At 73.4% G+C, this 13,454-nt stretch carries 15 protein-coding genes; 12 read left to right on the top strand and 3 right to left on the bottom strand.

The window, feature by feature from the left end:
* Both BUE43_RS01875 and BUE43_RS01870 read left to right on the top strand, forming a co-directional pair.
* Complete coding sequence (locus BUE43_RS01875; RefSeq protein ID WP_073479555.1) at positions 1-798, top strand: hypothetical protein; 798 nt, start codon at positions 1-3, stop codon at positions 796-798.
* A gap of 198 nt (positions 799-996) precedes the next feature.
* Positions 997-1,320 carry a DMT family transporter gene (locus tag BUE43_RS01870; protein WP_073479554.1) on the top strand — a complete coding sequence of 108 codons (324 nt, stop codon included), beginning with the start codon at positions 997-999 and terminating at the stop codon, positions 1,318-1,320.
* Here the strand turns inward: BUE43_RS01870 and BUE43_RS01865 are convergent.
* A complete protein-coding gene (locus BUE43_RS01865) occupies positions 1,286-1,855 on the bottom strand; it encodes a DUF2231 domain-containing protein (protein ID WP_073479553.1) in 570 nt (189 codons plus the stop codon). The genes BUE43_RS01870 and BUE43_RS01865 overlap by 35 nt on opposite strands.
* A 96-nt stretch (positions 1,856-1,951) precedes the next feature.
* Between BUE43_RS01865 and BUE43_RS01860 the strand changes: the two genes are divergently transcribed.
* Complete coding sequence (locus BUE43_RS01860; RefSeq protein WP_073479552.1) at positions 1,952-2,551, top strand: TetR/AcrR family transcriptional regulator; 600 nt, start codon at positions 1,952-1,954, stop codon at positions 2,549-2,551.
* Positions 2,552-2,648: 97 nt separating this feature from the next.
* Here the strand turns inward: BUE43_RS01860 and BUE43_RS01855 are convergent, their stop codons facing one another.
* The gene (locus BUE43_RS01855; protein WP_073480189.1) at positions 2,649-3,980 is read right to left on the bottom strand and encodes a M14 family zinc carboxypeptidase; all 1,332 of its coding nucleotides are present in this window, start codon (positions 3,978-3,980) and stop codon (positions 2,649-2,651) included.
* A gap of 257 nt (positions 3,981-4,237) precedes the next feature.
* On the opposite strand from BUE43_RS01855, the gene purB reads away from it, so the two are divergent.
* The 9 genes from purB (at position 4,238) to BUE43_RS01810 (ending at position 12,612) form a co-directional block, all read left to right on the top strand.
* On the top strand, positions 4,238-5,668 hold the full coding sequence (purB, locus tag BUE43_RS01850) for an adenylosuccinate lyase (RefSeq protein ID WP_200797336.1): 1,431 nt from the start codon (positions 4,238-4,240) through the stop codon (positions 5,666-5,668).
* Positions 5,665-6,498 carry an MOSC domain-containing protein gene (locus tag BUE43_RS01845; protein WP_073479551.1) on the top strand — a complete coding sequence of 278 codons (834 nt, stop codon included), beginning with the start codon at positions 5,665-5,667 and terminating at the stop codon, positions 6,496-6,498. Before purB ends, BUE43_RS01845 begins: the two co-directional genes overlap by 4 nt.
* Positions 6,499-6,563: 65 nt before the next feature.
* Positions 6,564-7,316, top strand: coding sequence for an ESX secretion-associated protein EspG (locus tag BUE43_RS01840; protein WP_073479550.1), 753 nt, complete (start codon positions 6,564-6,566; stop codon positions 7,314-7,316).
* Between the two features lie 85 nt (positions 7,317-7,401).
* Positions 7,402-7,842 carry a hypothetical protein gene (locus tag BUE43_RS34010; RefSeq protein WP_073479549.1) on the top strand — a complete coding sequence of 147 codons (441 nt, stop codon included), beginning with the start codon at positions 7,402-7,404 and terminating at the stop codon, positions 7,840-7,842.
* Position 7,843: 1 nt separating this feature from the next.
* Positions 7,844-8,440: a DUF3558 domain-containing protein gene (locus BUE43_RS01830; protein WP_073479548.1), complete on the top strand. Its 597-nt coding sequence runs from the start codon at positions 7,844-7,846 to the stop codon at positions 8,438-8,440.
* A gap of 106 nt (positions 8,441-8,546) precedes the next feature.
* A complete protein-coding gene (locus BUE43_RS01825; RefSeq protein WP_073479547.1) occupies positions 8,547-9,083 on the top strand; it encodes a DUF3558 domain-containing protein in 537 nt (178 codons plus the stop codon).
* 13 nt (positions 9,084-9,096) lie between these two features.
* A complete protein-coding gene (locus BUE43_RS33220) occupies positions 9,097-10,527 on the top strand; it encodes a hypothetical protein (protein WP_159447672.1) in 1,431 nt (476 codons plus the stop codon).
* Positions 10,528-10,833: 306 nt separating this feature from the next.
* Positions 10,834-11,727 carry a phosphoribosylaminoimidazolesuccinocarboxamide synthase gene (locus BUE43_RS01815; protein ID WP_073479545.1) on the top strand — a complete coding sequence of 298 codons (894 nt, stop codon included), beginning with the start codon at positions 10,834-10,836 and terminating at the stop codon, positions 11,725-11,727.
* 123 nt (positions 11,728-11,850) lie between these two features.
* Entirely contained in the window at positions 11,851-12,612 is a 762-nt protein-coding gene (locus BUE43_RS01810) for a DUF2334 domain-containing protein (protein ID WP_073479544.1), read from the top strand.
* Between the two features lie 73 nt (positions 12,613-12,685).
* Here BUE43_RS01810 and BUE43_RS01805 read toward each other — a convergent pair whose 3' ends face one another.
* On the bottom strand, positions 12,686-13,321 hold the full coding sequence (locus BUE43_RS01805; RefSeq protein ID WP_073479543.1) for an MBL fold metallo-hydrolase: 636 nt from the start codon (positions 13,319-13,321) through the stop codon (positions 12,686-12,688).
* Positions 13,322-13,454: the final 133 nt, after the last annotated feature.

Here is a 13,454-nt window from a genome sequence, read left to right as displayed (position 1 = left end):
GTGGACGAGCACAAGCTCGCGGCGGTGTTCCGCGACGCCGTGCGCGACGCGCCACCGGCGTCCTTCGACGAGCGGGACGTGGCGGCGGCCTCGCGACAGGCCGCGGCGCGGCAGCGCACGGCCCTCGCGGTCGGCTCGGCGTTCGGCGCGGCGGTGCTGTTCGGCGGCGTGGCGGTGGGCACCGATCTGTTCGACCGGGCGCCCGACAGCCAGCCCGCCTCGCTCAGCGCGGCCGACGGGCCGGCGTCCGGCGACGCGCGAGATCGCGGCGCCCCACCCGTACCTCACATGGAGTCGGGAACACTGGACCCCAGGGCGACCGAGAAGGCGCCGAGCGCGCGCCCCTCCGGTGGCCCGCCGCCCTACGACATCCCGGAGGATCCGCCTAAGCAGGGGGGCGGTACCTCGGGGAGCGCCGGTCCAGGGACCGGCGGCACCCGGAGCGGGTGCGGACCGGCGGACCGGGAGCTCGCCATCGCCCTCGCTGGCGAGCTCCCGGCCGCTGCCGGCCGGGAGCCCAGCCCGGCGTCCGGGGACTGTCCGAGCGGCGCGTCCGGCGCCGCGTTCGTGCTGCGGGACCGGGACGTCGTGGGGGTCGTGTCCGTGGTGCTCGGGCCGGAGGGCAGCGGCGGGGAGAACCGGGAGCTGAGCCGCCCGGACGGGGCTCGGGGCCACGTCGTGCCGACGCCGCGCGGGCGGTCGCTGACGGTGTTGAGCGAGCCGCAGAAGGGGTCGACCACCGCCCCCTTCGCCGACCAGCTGAGCGGTGTCGCCCAGCGCCTTGCCGCGCGCTACTGACCCGCCGCGCGTCTGATCGCCAGATCCCGGCCTCCGGGCGCGCGGGGCGCTCCGCGCTCGTCGCCTGGTGGAGTTCCGGTGCCGGGCGCGACCTGGCTCACCCCGACGTGTGGGGGTCGCCACCGCCGGCCGGTTTTTCTGGTACGGCCGTGCTACTTTCTTCTGGTACGCACGTACTAGAAAAAGGGGGCGGAACCGATGGCATGGGTCGTCCTGTTGTTGTCCGGGGTGTTCGAGGCCGTCTGGGCGGTCGCGCTCAAGCTGTCCGACGGGTTCAGCAAGCTCGGCTGGTCGATCACCTTCGTGGTCGCCGCCGCGATCAGCCTCGCCGGTCTGGCGTGGGCGTTGAAGTCGTTGCCGGTCGGGCCGGCCTACGCGGTGTGGACGGGCACCGGGGCCGCGCTGGCCGCCGTGATCGGCATGATCTGGCTCGGCGACGGCGTCTCCACCCTGAAGATCGTGTCCCTGCTGCTCATCGTCGCCGGCATCATCGGGCTGAACCTGGCCGGTGCCACTCACTGACCGACTCGCTGACCGCCTCCCGCAGGTCGGCGGTGCGGAAACCGACGGCCTGGTCGTGCTGGTCGGCCACCCGCATCCCGTAGCGGAAGGTGAGCTCGCCGCCCAGGAACGCGCCGGCGAGCATCAGCACCACGCCGACCAGGGTCAACACGAACGGGGCCAGCGGCGCCGCGCGGTCGGTCGGCGCGTTCCACCGCAGCACGAGATCGACGACGAACACCACCAGGGCGGTGCTGTTCAGCGCCACGTGGAGCAGCGCCACACCCCGGACCCGCGTCCGGGCGGGCACGATCAGCAGGTCGAGCAGACCCGGCACGGCGGCGAGGACGGCGCCCACCACCCCGATGCCGACCAACCACGTGGCGGCCCTGGCCAGCGTGCCCGGCTCGTACCCGGACCGGGCCACCACGTCCAGCACCGCCGCCGAGATCCACGCGCCGATCGGCACCGGCACGAGCACCGGGTGGAACGGGTGGCCGTAGGGGCCCGCCAGCCCGGAGAGCGGGCGCTTGGGGGATGCGTGCGTCCTGCGCATGGGGAGCCTCCGAACGGTCCGTTCCCTCGGCCTGATTACCCCTTCCGGGGCTGGCGCAACCGGCCGTCGCCGCCGGGGATGGCACCATCCGTAGCCATGTCTGCAGGGAGCCCGGCGAGCACGCCGAAGGGGGAGCGGCGGCGACAGGCCCTCGTCGAGGCCGCCGCGCGGCTTCTCGTCGAGGGCGGGTTCGACGCCGTCCGGCACCGGGCGGTGGCCGAGCGGGCCGGGCTGCCGCTGGCCTCCACGACCTACTACTTCCGCGACCTCGACGACCTGGTGGCCGCGGCGGCCGAGCACCACGGCCGCGGCGAGCTGGCCAGGGGCTGGGCGCAGCTCGCCGAGCTGACCGCGGGGCGGCGCGACGTGGACGGCGTGGTCGAGATCGTCCTGGACCAGCTCCTCGGCCCCGCGACGGAACGGGACGCCGAGGCGGTGGTGCTGCGGTACGAGCGGTTGGTCGCCACGGGGCGCCGGCCGCACCTCCGCCCCCTGATGAGCGAACTGTCGGCGGACCTGCACGAGCTGCTGCTGGAGACCCTGGCGCGCTGCGGCATCCCCGCCGACCACGAGCGGGTCAACCGGCTCGTGGCCCTGGTCGACGGGAGCGTGGTGAACGCGTTGATCGAGGTGCACCCCGATCCGCGTGGCGCCGCCCGGCGCATGCTCCACAGCGCGTTGGCGGAGGGCCTGTAGTCCGGTCGGCTTCGGCTTCGGGTGGGCGGCACGCGGTCGGACTGGGAGGGCGGCGCCGCGCCAGCCGCCGGCGGCGGCGCCACCCTCGGTCACGCGCTCAGGGGGTGCGGTAGGGCGCCGCGGCGGCCTTGGCCGCCGTCAGCAACGCACCCCGGTTCTTCGGCCAGAAATCGCTGTCCACGCACGAGTACCGTGGGAAGAACCCGCCACACGAGCCGCTCGACGAGCCCATCTCGAAGGTGTAGCTGGCGACGCCCAGCACGCCGTAGGTGAAGTCGTCGGTCGTCCCACTCGTGGAGTACCCGACGGTGTCGCCGTTGGTGCCCACGACGTACCCGTTGGACTCCGCCATCCGGTGGCCCAGCGCGCGGAGCTCCGCGTCGTTGGGGGCCGGGTCCTCCGTCCACCCCCACGGGGTGATGACGTAGTCGCCGTAGCTGTGCAACGTGATCATCACGCCGGTGGCGGTGCTGGGGGCCGGGTCGTCGTCGCCGGGGCCGCGCTGGACGGGGAAGAGCGCGCGGAACCACTGCTCCAGCGCCCGGGTCTCCGGCTCCGACGCGGCCCGCGGCCCCTGGTAGGTCTCCGAGCAGGGGCGGGTCGAGTCGCCACCCCAGTGGAAGCTGGAGTTGCGGTTGAGGTCGACGCCGACACCGGTGCCGGTGCAGGCGCCGTTGCTGGTGTTGGCGTTCTTGCGCTGCGCCTTCGGCCGGTTGCCGCCCGAGGCCACGATGTCGACCCCGTCCGGGTTGGCCATCGGCACCACCCAGACCTCGGTGCTGTCCAGCACCGAGGTCACCTCGGCGTCGCTGCCGTAGCCGGTGGCCAGGTGGTCGATCCACTTCCACGCCAGTTCGCCGGTCGACAGCTCGCGGGCGTGGATCTGGGCGATCACGGCGAGCCGGGGCTTGGCCGCGTCGGGGCGGAGCGCGCAGTCGCCGCTGGTCCTCCTGGTCAGGCAGACGGCCTTGATGTCGTGCCCGCCCAGCCCCCGGGTCTTGCGCCAGCTGTCGCCGATGTCGACCACCGTCGCCAGCTCCGGGTGCTCCCTCGCCACCCGGTCCAGGTGCGCCTCGTGCGCGGCGGGGGTGTGGTAGCCGCCGTAGAAGGTGTCGGCGGCGGCGGTCTCCGCCTCCTCGACCGGCTTGTGGACCGTGTCGTGGAACCGCGGCCGGTGGCCAAGGCCGCGGAGTTGGTCGGCGGTGGACCTCGGCCCGACGACGAGCGCCGCGCCGTCACGTGTCGTGGTGACGTCGAAGCCGGCTTCCGCCAGCGACCTGACCTGCGAGTCGGTGGCCGTCACCCGCCAGACGTACGGGATGGCCCCGTCGGGTGGGGCGAGGTCGGCCACGGCCGGCGCGCCGGCCAGCACGAGGGGTAAGGCGACAGCCGCGGCGAGGAGTCCGCGGCGCAGCGGGGATCGCGACATGGGAACCTCCCGCCGGGCGACGACAGGGCAGGGGGCGTCGTCGCGCCGGTGACAGCCAGTGTCGGGACCCCGCCACCCGCCGGAACCCGCCGAACGTCGGGTTCGGGCGGCTTGACCGCTTCGGCCGCGTCCGGGCCCGCTCGCGACGCCGCCCGCCGCCCGCCGCCCGCCGCCTGCCCGGTGCCGACGCGTCTGACCTGGGGCGTCGCCGACGACCCCGAGGGCGGCCGCCGACGTCAACGCCTAGGCTGCACCCCGTGTCGAAGCCGCGCATCCCCGACGTGCTCGCCGCCCGCTACGCCTCCGTCGAGCTGGCCCGACTGTGGTCCCCGGAGCACAAGGTGGTGCTGGAGCGCCGCCTCTGGCTCGCCGTGCTGCGCGCCCAGGCCGACCTCGGCATCGACGTGCCCGCGCAGGCCCTCGCCGACTACGAGCGGGTGCTGGAGCAGGTCGACCTCGCCTCCATCGCCGAGCGCGAGCGGGTCACCCGGCACGACGTGAAGGCCCGGATCGAGGAGTTCAACGCGCTCGCCGGGCACGAGCACGTGCACAAGGGGATGACCTCGCGCGACCTCACCGAGAACGTCGAGCAGCTCCAGGTCCGGTTGAGCCTGGAACTGGTCAGGGACCGGTGCGTGGCCCTGCTGGCCCGGCTCGCGCGGCTGGCCGCCGAGCACGGCGAGCTGGTGATGGCCGGGCGCTCGCACAACGTCGCCGCGCAGGCCACCACCCTGGGCAAGCGCTTCGCGACCGCCGCCGACGAGCTGCTCGTCGCCCTCGGCCGGCTGGAGGAGCTGCTCGCCCGGTACCCGCTGCGGGGCGTCAAGGGGCCGGTCGGCACCGCCCAGGACATGCTCGACCTCCTCGGCGGCGACGCCGACCGGCTGGCCGAGCTGGAGCGCCGGGTCGCCGCCCACCTGGGCTTCGCCCACGCGTTCACCAGCGTCGGCCAGGTCTACCCGCGGTCGCTGGACTTCGAGGTGGTCACCGCCCTCGTCCAGCTCGCCGCCGCGCCGTCCTCGCTGGCCAAGACCATTCGGCTGATGGCCGGGCACGAGCTGGTCACCGAGGGCTTCAAGCCCGGCCAGGTGGGCTCCTCCGCCATGCCCCACAAGATGAACACCCGGTCGTGTGAGCGGGTCAACGGCCTCGCCGTCATCCTGCGCGGCTACGCCGGCATGGTGGGCGAGCTGGCCGGCGACCAGTGGAACGAGGGCGACGTGTCGTGCTCGGTGGTGCGCCGCGTGGCCCTGCCCGACGCCTTCTTCGCCTTCGACGGCCTGGTCGAGACGTTCCTGACCGTCCTGGACGAGTTCGGCGCCTTCCCCGCCGTGGTCGCCAGGGAGCTGGACCGCTACCTGCCGTTCCTGGCCACCACCAAGGTGCTGATGGCGGCCGTGCGAGCCGGGGTCGGCAGGGAGACCGCCCACGAGGCGATCAAGGAGCACGCGGTGGCCGCCGCGCTGGCGATGCGGGAGAAGGGCGCCGAGCGCAACGACCTGCTCGACCGGCTGGCGGCCGACGAGCGCGTCCCGCTGGACCGGGGCGAGCTCGACGCGCTGCTCGCCGACCGGCTGCCGTTCACCGGCGCCGCCGCCGCCCAGGTCGCCGAGGTCGTCCGACGGGTGGAGGAGGTCGTCGCCCGCCACCCGGAGGCCGCGGCCTACGCCCCGGCCCCGATCCTGTGACCGGGCCGTCGATCGCGGTCCACGCCCTCGCGTACTACCCGGTCAAGGGGTGCGCGGGCACGGCGGTGGACCGGGCGGAGGTGACCGCGCGCGGGCTGCGCCACGACCGGGAGTTCATGCTCGTGGCGGCGGACACCGGTCGGTTCCTGAGCCAGCGGCAGCTCCCGGCGATGGCCACCGTCCAGCCCCGGGTGCTCGACGACGGCGCGACGCTCGTGCTCGGCGCTCCCGGAGTCGAGGACCTCAAGGTGCCCGTGGCCGAGGACGGCCCGCGCCGGGACGTGACGGTGTTCTCCTTCACCGGTCCGGGTGTCGACCAGGGTGATGACGCCGCCGCGTGGTTCGGCGCGGTCCTCGGCGTCGACTGCCGGCTGGTCCGCGTGCCGCCGGACCACGCCCGGGTCAGCTCCGGCGAGACCGGTGGCACGGCCGGCTTCGCCGACGGCCACGCACTGCTGGTCACCTCGTTGGCGTCGCTGGCCGAGCTGAACCGGCGCCTCGCCGAGCGGGGCGTCGCGGCGCTGCCGATGAACCGGTTCCGGCCGAACGTCGTCCTGGCCGGCTGGGACGAGCCCCACGCCGAGGACGACGTCCGGTCGGCCCTGGTCGGCGAGGTGGAGATCGGCTACGAGAAGCGGTGCAAGCGGTGCGTTGTGCCCACCGTCGACCAGGAGACCGGGCGCCGGGCCGGCCCCGAGCCCACCCGCACCCTGGCGACCTACCGACGGGACGCCGACGAGGGCGGCGTGCTGTTCGGCATGAAGGCGGCCGTCGTCCGGCCGGGCACCATCTCGGTCGGCGACGCGTTCACGGTTCACCGCTGGGCCTGATCCCGATCCCACACGCCGCGCGGCAGGATGGGGACGACCAGCGGACGCCGGAGGGGGCCAACGTCGTGCCGATTGCGCTGGACCGGGCCGAGTTCAACGTGCTGTGGCGTCGTCTGGGGCTGGGCGCGAGACCGCTCGTCCTGGCGCTGGCGGAGCAGGGCGGCACACTCGACGAGGCCGGCCAGCTCGACGACCGGGCGTGGGACGCGTTGTGCGGGCGTCAGCTCGCCGCCTCGGACGGCTCCGTGCACCCGGATCTCGATCTCGCGCTGCGCGTGGTCGCGCAGCCCTCGGTCGCCGTCGACCTGCGGTGGTCGGCGGGGCCGGGGCACGAGCTCAGGGCGCTGTCGGCGGTGCGGGCCGAGACCGGGATCCTCGCCGTGCTCTTCGACGGGGTGGTCCACCTGGACCTCGTCCGGGACACGGCGTTCGTGGAGGCCGTGCTCGGTCTGCTGCCCGCCGTGCCGCCCGGTCCGGGAACCGCGGTGAACGTGCCCAGCGGCGCGGTGGAGGAGGCGAACCGCGAAGGCGGGGACGACTACGCCTTCGAGTCGGCGCTGCTGGACGCGGGCGTGCGACCGGGCGACGCCCGCCTGCTGGTGGACATGGTCGGCGGCGACCGGGTGGCGGCGGGGCAGTTCGGTGCGGCCTCCTGGGACCGCTGGGGCGCCAGGACGCGCGCCCCGTGGGTCGTCACGGTCACCGACACGGCCCGCGGCCGGTACGCGTTCTACGAGCGCTCTGGCTGGCTGACCGTCGCCCCGGTCGACCACCACCGGCTCGTCGACCTGCTCCACGAGCTGGTGCGGTCGGTATGACCAGCGTCTTCCGCCAACTCGACGCCACGCGCGGTGATCGCCCGGCACACTGGGTCGGGCACCGCAACCAATCGGGGGAGGAGCCATGTCGACAGACGGGGGCTGGCTGAACCTGGTCGCGCCCGTGCCCGCGGGGTTCGGGGCCGCTGCCGCCGGCGCGGTCGAGGGGGTCCACGCGGCCACCCAGACGGCTGGCGCCTCGGGCGCGCCCGTCGGCGCACCGGTCGCCAGGTTCAGCGTACGCACCGAGGACGCCCCACGCCTCAAGGCCAAGTTCCAAGAGGCGATCGACGAGATGAACAGGGCGATGAGCATCGCCTACCTCCTCCGGCAGACCCGGGCGCCGGGAGAGGACCCGGCGAGTGGGCAAGCGGTGCAGAAGCTGGCGGAGAAGGCCACGGCGGACCAGGGCTCGCTGACCATGGCGATCGACAGCACGATCAAGGCGCTGCAGTCTGTGATCGACCAGATAGACCGGTCGCTGGGGCTGTACCAGGAAAACGACCACCTGCCGACGAGGTCCTAGTATGCGGTTTCTCCGTCTTCGTGTCATCGCGCTGTTGTTCGTCGGATCCACCGCGTTGGCAGGATGCGGTTCCGTGATTGGCGGGACGCCGACCACGAAAACCGGAAGCGGGCAAGGATCCACCTCGTCTACTGGTGTTTCCCCCTCGGCGAGTGGTGGTGCGCCCCGTGTTTCGAATCCCAAGAACCTGCGTGGGATGGATCCGTGTCAACTTCTGACGCCGAACCAGCTCCGTGAGTTGGGTGCGGCGCAGTCGGGCAAACCGGACCAGGCGCCGTGGGGAGAGACGTTGTGCACCTGGTCCGACGCGATCAGGGTGACCGTCGCGCCGGACACGAAGCGTCGCGGGTTGACCGAGGTGTACCTGAGGAAGAGCAGCTACAACAATTTCGAGGCGAGCACCGTTGCCGGCTACCCGGCTGTTCGGGCCGACTTCGGTGAGATTCGCTGCAACGTGAACGTCGGGGTGGCGGAGGACCAGCTCCTGTTGGTCCAGTACGCGAACAACGTGAGCCGGAAGGTGGAGCACAAGGACACCTGTGCGTTCGGGGAGCGGATCGCGGCAGAGGTGTTGAAGAACCTGCCTGCCGGCGGATGAGCGGGTGTGTGCGGTGAGTGGGCGTGCCAGCTCGGCGAAGTTGATCCGGGTTTCCCCGGGAGCAGTTCGGTTTCGGGTAACCGGACTGCTGCTCGTTGCCGGGGCGATGCTGGCTGGCTGCACGAGCGTGACTGGCGGTGCGCCGAATCCGGTGAGTGCCGCGTCGACCGGCGCTGACCCGACATCAGCGCGACAGGGCGGTTCCACTCCAAGGGTGAGCAATCCCAAGAAGCTCCGGGGCGCTGATCCGTGCGCGTTGCTGACGGAGAGCCAGCTCCGAGCATTGGGACTGCCGACGGCGAGCAGGCCCGGAAAGTCGGGGTGGGGCGAAGACAAGTGCACCTGGTCGGGTGACATCAGGGTGACGTTGAGCCCTGACACGAAAGGAAAGGGACTCAGCGAGTACTACGCGAGGCAGAAGGCGTACGACAACTTCAAGAGCAGTGAGGCGTCCGGCTTTCCAGTCGTGTGGACGGATTTCGCGAGCACCATCTGTAGTGTCATGGCAGGAGTGGCGGACGACCAGGTGCTGGTTGTTCACGTTGGTTCTGTCAGCTCCAGGAGCAGAGCCCAGGGAAATCCCTGTGGTTATGGTGAGACGGTCGTGGCCGAGGTGTTGGGGAATCTGCCGGCGGGGGGATGAGGGGGTTGCGGCGATGAGTGGGATGACGTCCGGGACGAACTGGGACGCGATCAGCCATCCGACGTTGCACGGCTGGTTCACCGGTGGGTCCAGCGAGTCGGTGGCGAACTCCGTGCGGACCTGGCAGCAGGGGATCGGCACGCAGTTCGACAAGGTGAGCGACCTGATCGACGGCGCGTTGCGGGAGACCGACGCGGTGTGGGAGGGCGGCGCCGCCGAGGCGATGAAGAACGGCGTCTCCCCGCTGGCCCAGTTCGCGCGGGACGCCAAGGACGTCTCGGCCAAGGTGGGTGACGGGGCGGCCGAGCTGGCCAGGTCCTACGACGACATCAAGGCCAAGATGCCGGCTCCCGTGCACGTCACCGCGACGGACAACGCGCTGGAGCGCGGCCTGTCGCACCTGTTCGGCATGAAGACCGACAAGGAGAAGCAGGAGGAGTCGGCGCGGCAGGCCGAGGAGCGGGCCCGCGACCTGGCCAAGGCGTATGACAGCAACGTCACGACGACCATGGCCGGCCTTCCAGCGTTCGTGCCCGCGCCGATCGTGGCCACCGACGTCGGTGCGACCGGTGGTGGCGGCCGGGTCAGCACGACGGGCATCGCGTCGGCCCAGTCGATGGTCGCGGGCATGCGGGGCGGGGTCGAGTACAACCCGATCAGCCCCACCAGCGCGTCGACGAGCACCGCGGCCGCCGGCCCGGCGGGGGCCGGCAGCGGCCCGCTCGGGCCCGGCTCCGGGAATCCCCAGTCGTCCGGTGGACGCCCGATTCCTCCGCCGCCCTCGCCCGCGGTCCCGTCCAGCGGCCCGAACCCCGGCGGGGGTCGTACCGGAACGACGAACCAGCCCAAGGCTCCGACGATCACGCCGCAGAGCAACACCCCGAAGTCGCCCCTCCCGCCGTCCAGCGGGCGCATCACCAGTGTCCTGAACCCCGGTCACAACCAGGGAGGGCCGAGCCCGTCCACCAGCGCGCCGCGCACTCCGTCCGGCCCGCCGACGGGTCGCCCGTCTGCTGGCGGGCCCGCCGCCACGCCCGATCCGCGTGCTCAGGGCGCCGGCGGCCCCGGTGGTTCCGGAGGCCCCGGTGGCGGACCGCGCGGCGGTGGAGGAGTCGGCCCGGGCATCGGGAGCGGTGGTGCGGCGGGGGCCGCTGGCGCGGGTCCGGCTCCTCGCGGTCCGGTGGGTCCCGGCGCGCTGTCCGCCGCGGGACCGGTCGCGGGTGGGGCACCGGTCGGGCCAGTCGGAGCGGCCGGCCCGGCGGGTGGTCGGGGACCGGCCGCGGGGATCGCGGGCGGCGCGGCTCCGATGGCGGGAGCGGCCGGCGGGCAGCGGGAGGAGGACAAGGAGCGGCGCTCCAACTACCTCCAGGAGACTGACGACATCTGGGGCAGCGGCGAGCACGTCGCGCCGTCGGTCATCGGCGATCTCGACACCCGTCCCTGAGGGCTTCTGAGGGCTTCGCGTCGGAGGGGGCGCCCGGTGTCGGGCGCCCCCTCCGCGGTTCTCGCGAACAGTCACCCCACTACAGAGTTATGTAGAGGGGATCCCCCCATTTCCAACGTCTCACGGGGGTCTGACAGAAAAGCGCGGGGTCGCTTCGCCCGCCCGGGTGATGTTCGGGGGAAGTGCCGTCGAGGGCTCGTCGGCGGGCGCTCGGGGCCCGGGCCGGGAGATGGCGCGGACAACTGGGGCAGTGTTTCGAGAAGGGGCCGTTCACGCTGGTGGGGCGGGGCGGCTTAGGGTTGCCGCGTGGCTTCGCTCGCCGACTACCCGCAGATCGCCGCCGGCAAGGTCCGCCAGCTTCACGCCGTGGACGACCAGCACCTGTTGTTGGTCGCCTCGGACCGGATCTCGGCCTACGACCACGTGCTGCCCACGCCCATCCCGGACAAGGGCCGGGTGCTCACGGCGATGAGCGTGTTCTGGTTCGAGTTGCTGGCCGACGTGGTGCCCAACCACCTGGTGGCGTGGGACGACGAGCGCATCCCGGACGAGGTGCGTGGCCGGGCGCTGCTCGTGCGCCGGCTGGAGATGCTGCCGGTGGAGTGCGTGGCCCGCGGCTACCTCACCGGCTCCGGTCTGGCCGACTACCGGCGGACCGGCGCGGTGTGCGGCATCGAGCTGCCGCCGGGGCTGGCGGAGTCCGACCGCCTGCCGGAGCCGATCTTCACCCCGGCGACGAAGGCGGAGATCGGCGCGCACGACGAGAACGTCAGCTTCGACGCGGTGGTCGCGTCCGTCGGCCGGGAGCGGGCGGAGCGGCTGCGGGCGCTCACCCTGGGGATCTACGCGCGGGCGGCGGAGCACGCCGCGGGGCGCGGGGTGCTGCTGGCCGACACCAAGTTCGAGTTCGGCGTCGCGCCCGAGGGCGGTCTGGTGCTCGCCGACGAGGTGCTCACGCCGGACTCGTCGCGGTTCTGGCCGGCCGAGGGCTACCAGCCGGGCCGGGTGCAGCCCTCGTTCGACAAGCAGTTCGTGCGGGACTGGCTGACCTCGCCCGCCTCGGGCTGGGACCGGGCGTCCGACGCGCCGCCGCCGGCGCTGCCGGACGAGGTCGTGGCCGCCACCCGGGCGCGTTACGTCGAGGCGTACGAGATGATCTCCGGTCGCTCGTTGGCGGACTGGCCGGCGCCGAGGGGCTGACGGCCGGGGCCGAGGAGCCGGGGGCTGGGGCGGCCGCCGGTTCCGACCGGAGTTCGCCGGATCGGTATCGCCTGGTCACCCGGTGGCCAGGCCACCGTCACCGCCGTGCGGCGTCATGGGTATGTGCCCACCAGGCTCGTGGTCTCGCTGTCCGGCATCGCCGGCCGGACGGTGCGGCGCTGCGCGGAGCTGGCCGCCGACCTCGACCGGCGCGCGGTGCCGCTCTCGTTGCTGCTGACGCCCCGGCCCGCGCACGGCGACCGGACCGATCCCGGGTCGCCGGCGCTGCGCTGGGTGCGCCTGCGCCAGTCCGTGGGCGACGCCCTGGTGCTGCACGGGTTCGCGCATCCCGACCGCTCGGACGGCGGGTGGGTTCCGGGGGCGCGGCTCTGGCGTCGGGGCGAGTTCGCGGCCCTGCCCACGCACGAGGCCGGCCTGCGCCTGCTCGCGGCCCGGGCCGCGTTGGAGCGCCTGGAGCTGAGCACGGACTGCTTCGCCCCGCCCCGTTGGCTCGCCTCGCCCGGCACGCGCGCGGCGTTGCGCCGGCACGGGTTCGCGGTCTGCGCGGAGGCGACCGCCGTGCACGACCTGCGCTCGGGTGCCGTGCACCGCGCGCGGGTGCACGGCGTCGGCCGTGGCGACGTGGCCGAGCCCTGGTGGTGTTGGGCCCTGGTGCTGGGGGTGGCGCGCGCCGCCCGGCGGGGCGGGTTGGTGCGGCTCGGGGTCGACGCCGCCGACCTGGCGCGGCCGGGTCCGCGTCAGGCCGTGCTGGACGCGGTGGACATCGCCCTGCACCACGGCGCCGAGCCCACGACGTACGCGGAGTTCGTCAGCCCCGCTCGCCCGCTTCCCGAGGCGCCTTCCGGGGCGGGTCGACGGCGCTGAGCGTCGCCGCCGACTGCCGACCGCCGACTGCCGGTCGTCGCCGGCTGCCGCCGGACGCGGCGTCCCCTCGCCCTCACACCTCGGCCGGCTCGCCGTGGCGGAGCACCCGCACCTCGGTGCCCTCCGGCGCGAGCCGCTCGAACAGCGTGTAGTGGAGCTGCGGCGAGGCCAGCACGGCCTCGTGGACGGGCACCGCCACCCGGGGCCGCACGGCCCGGAGGTAGTCGACCGCCTCGGCGGCCTTGAGCCACGGCGCGCCCGTGGGCAGCGCGAGCACGTCGACCGGTCGCTCCGGGCGGACGAACGAGTCGCCCGGGTGCAGGAACGCACCGTGACCAACGAGGTAACCCACGTTAGGGATTCCGGGCAGGTCCGGATGGATGACCGCGTGCTCTCCGCCAACCACGTCGATCCGGACATCGCCCGATGAGAGGACGTCACCCGGCCGTGCCGTACGGCAGTTCAGCCCATGGTCGCTGATCTGTTCGGCCGATCCGGGATCGGCGACGATCACCGCGTCGGGACTGGCGTCCACCAGCGCGGGCAGACGGCCCAGGTCGAGGTGGTCCGCGTGCGCGTGCGTGAACAGGATCGCGTCCAGCCCGCGCAGCGCCTCGAAACCGCTGGACAGCGTGCCGGGATCGATCAGCAGGCGCGTGTCGCCGATCTCCAGCAGCACGCAGGCGTGTCCGAAGTGGACGATCCGCATCCCGACCTCCCCGGGGTTCCCCGTCCCATCCGACTGATCCTGGCATCCGGAAGCGGCGGTCGCACCGAGTTGTACGCCACCCAGTCGGGGCAGCAAGTCCCAACGATTGGCGGGTGACGGCAGTCACGCTCCG

This window comes from Streptoalloteichus hindustanus (assembly GCF_900129375.1).
In the GTDB taxonomy this organism is placed as follows: Bacteria; Actinomycetota; Actinomycetes; order Mycobacteriales; family Pseudonocardiaceae; genus Streptoalloteichus; species Streptoalloteichus hindustanus.
This window is presented reverse-complemented; position numbering and strand designations above follow the sequence as displayed.

Excerpts from the sequence above, each read along its gene's own strand:
- BUE43_RS01870 (WP_073479554.1), top strand. The coding sequence starts at position 997 with ATGGCATGGGTCGTCCTGTTGTTGTCCGGGGTGTTCGAGGCCGTCTGG.
- BUE43_RS01865 (WP_073479553.1), bottom strand. The coding sequence starts at position 1,855 with ATGCGCAGGACGCACGCATCCCCCAAGCGCCCGCTCTCCGGGCTGGCG.
- BUE43_RS01860 (WP_073479552.1), top strand. The coding sequence starts at position 1,952 with ATGTCTGCAGGGAGCCCGGCGAGCACGCCGAAGGGGGAGCGGCGGCGA.
- BUE43_RS01855 (WP_073480189.1), bottom strand. The coding sequence starts at position 3,980 with ATGTCGCGATCCCCGCTGCGCCGCGGACTCCTCGCCGCGGCTGTCGCC.
- BUE43_RS34010 (WP_073479549.1), top strand. The coding sequence starts at position 7,402 with ATGTCGACAGACGGGGGCTGGCTGAACCTGGTCGCGCCCGTGCCCGCG.
- BUE43_RS01830 (WP_073479548.1), top strand. The coding sequence starts at position 7,844 with ATGCGGTTTCTCCGTCTTCGTGTCATCGCGCTGTTGTTCGTCGGATCC.
- BUE43_RS01825 (WP_073479547.1), top strand. The coding sequence starts at position 8,547 with ATGCTGGCTGGCTGCACGAGCGTGACTGGCGGTGCGCCGAATCCGGTG.
- BUE43_RS33220 (WP_159447672.1), top strand. The coding sequence starts at position 9,097 with ATGAGTGGGATGACGTCCGGGACGAACTGGGACGCGATCAGCCATCCG.
- BUE43_RS01805 (WP_073479543.1), bottom strand. The coding sequence starts at position 13,321 with ATGCGGATCGTCCACTTCGGACACGCCTGCGTGCTGCTGGAGATCGGC.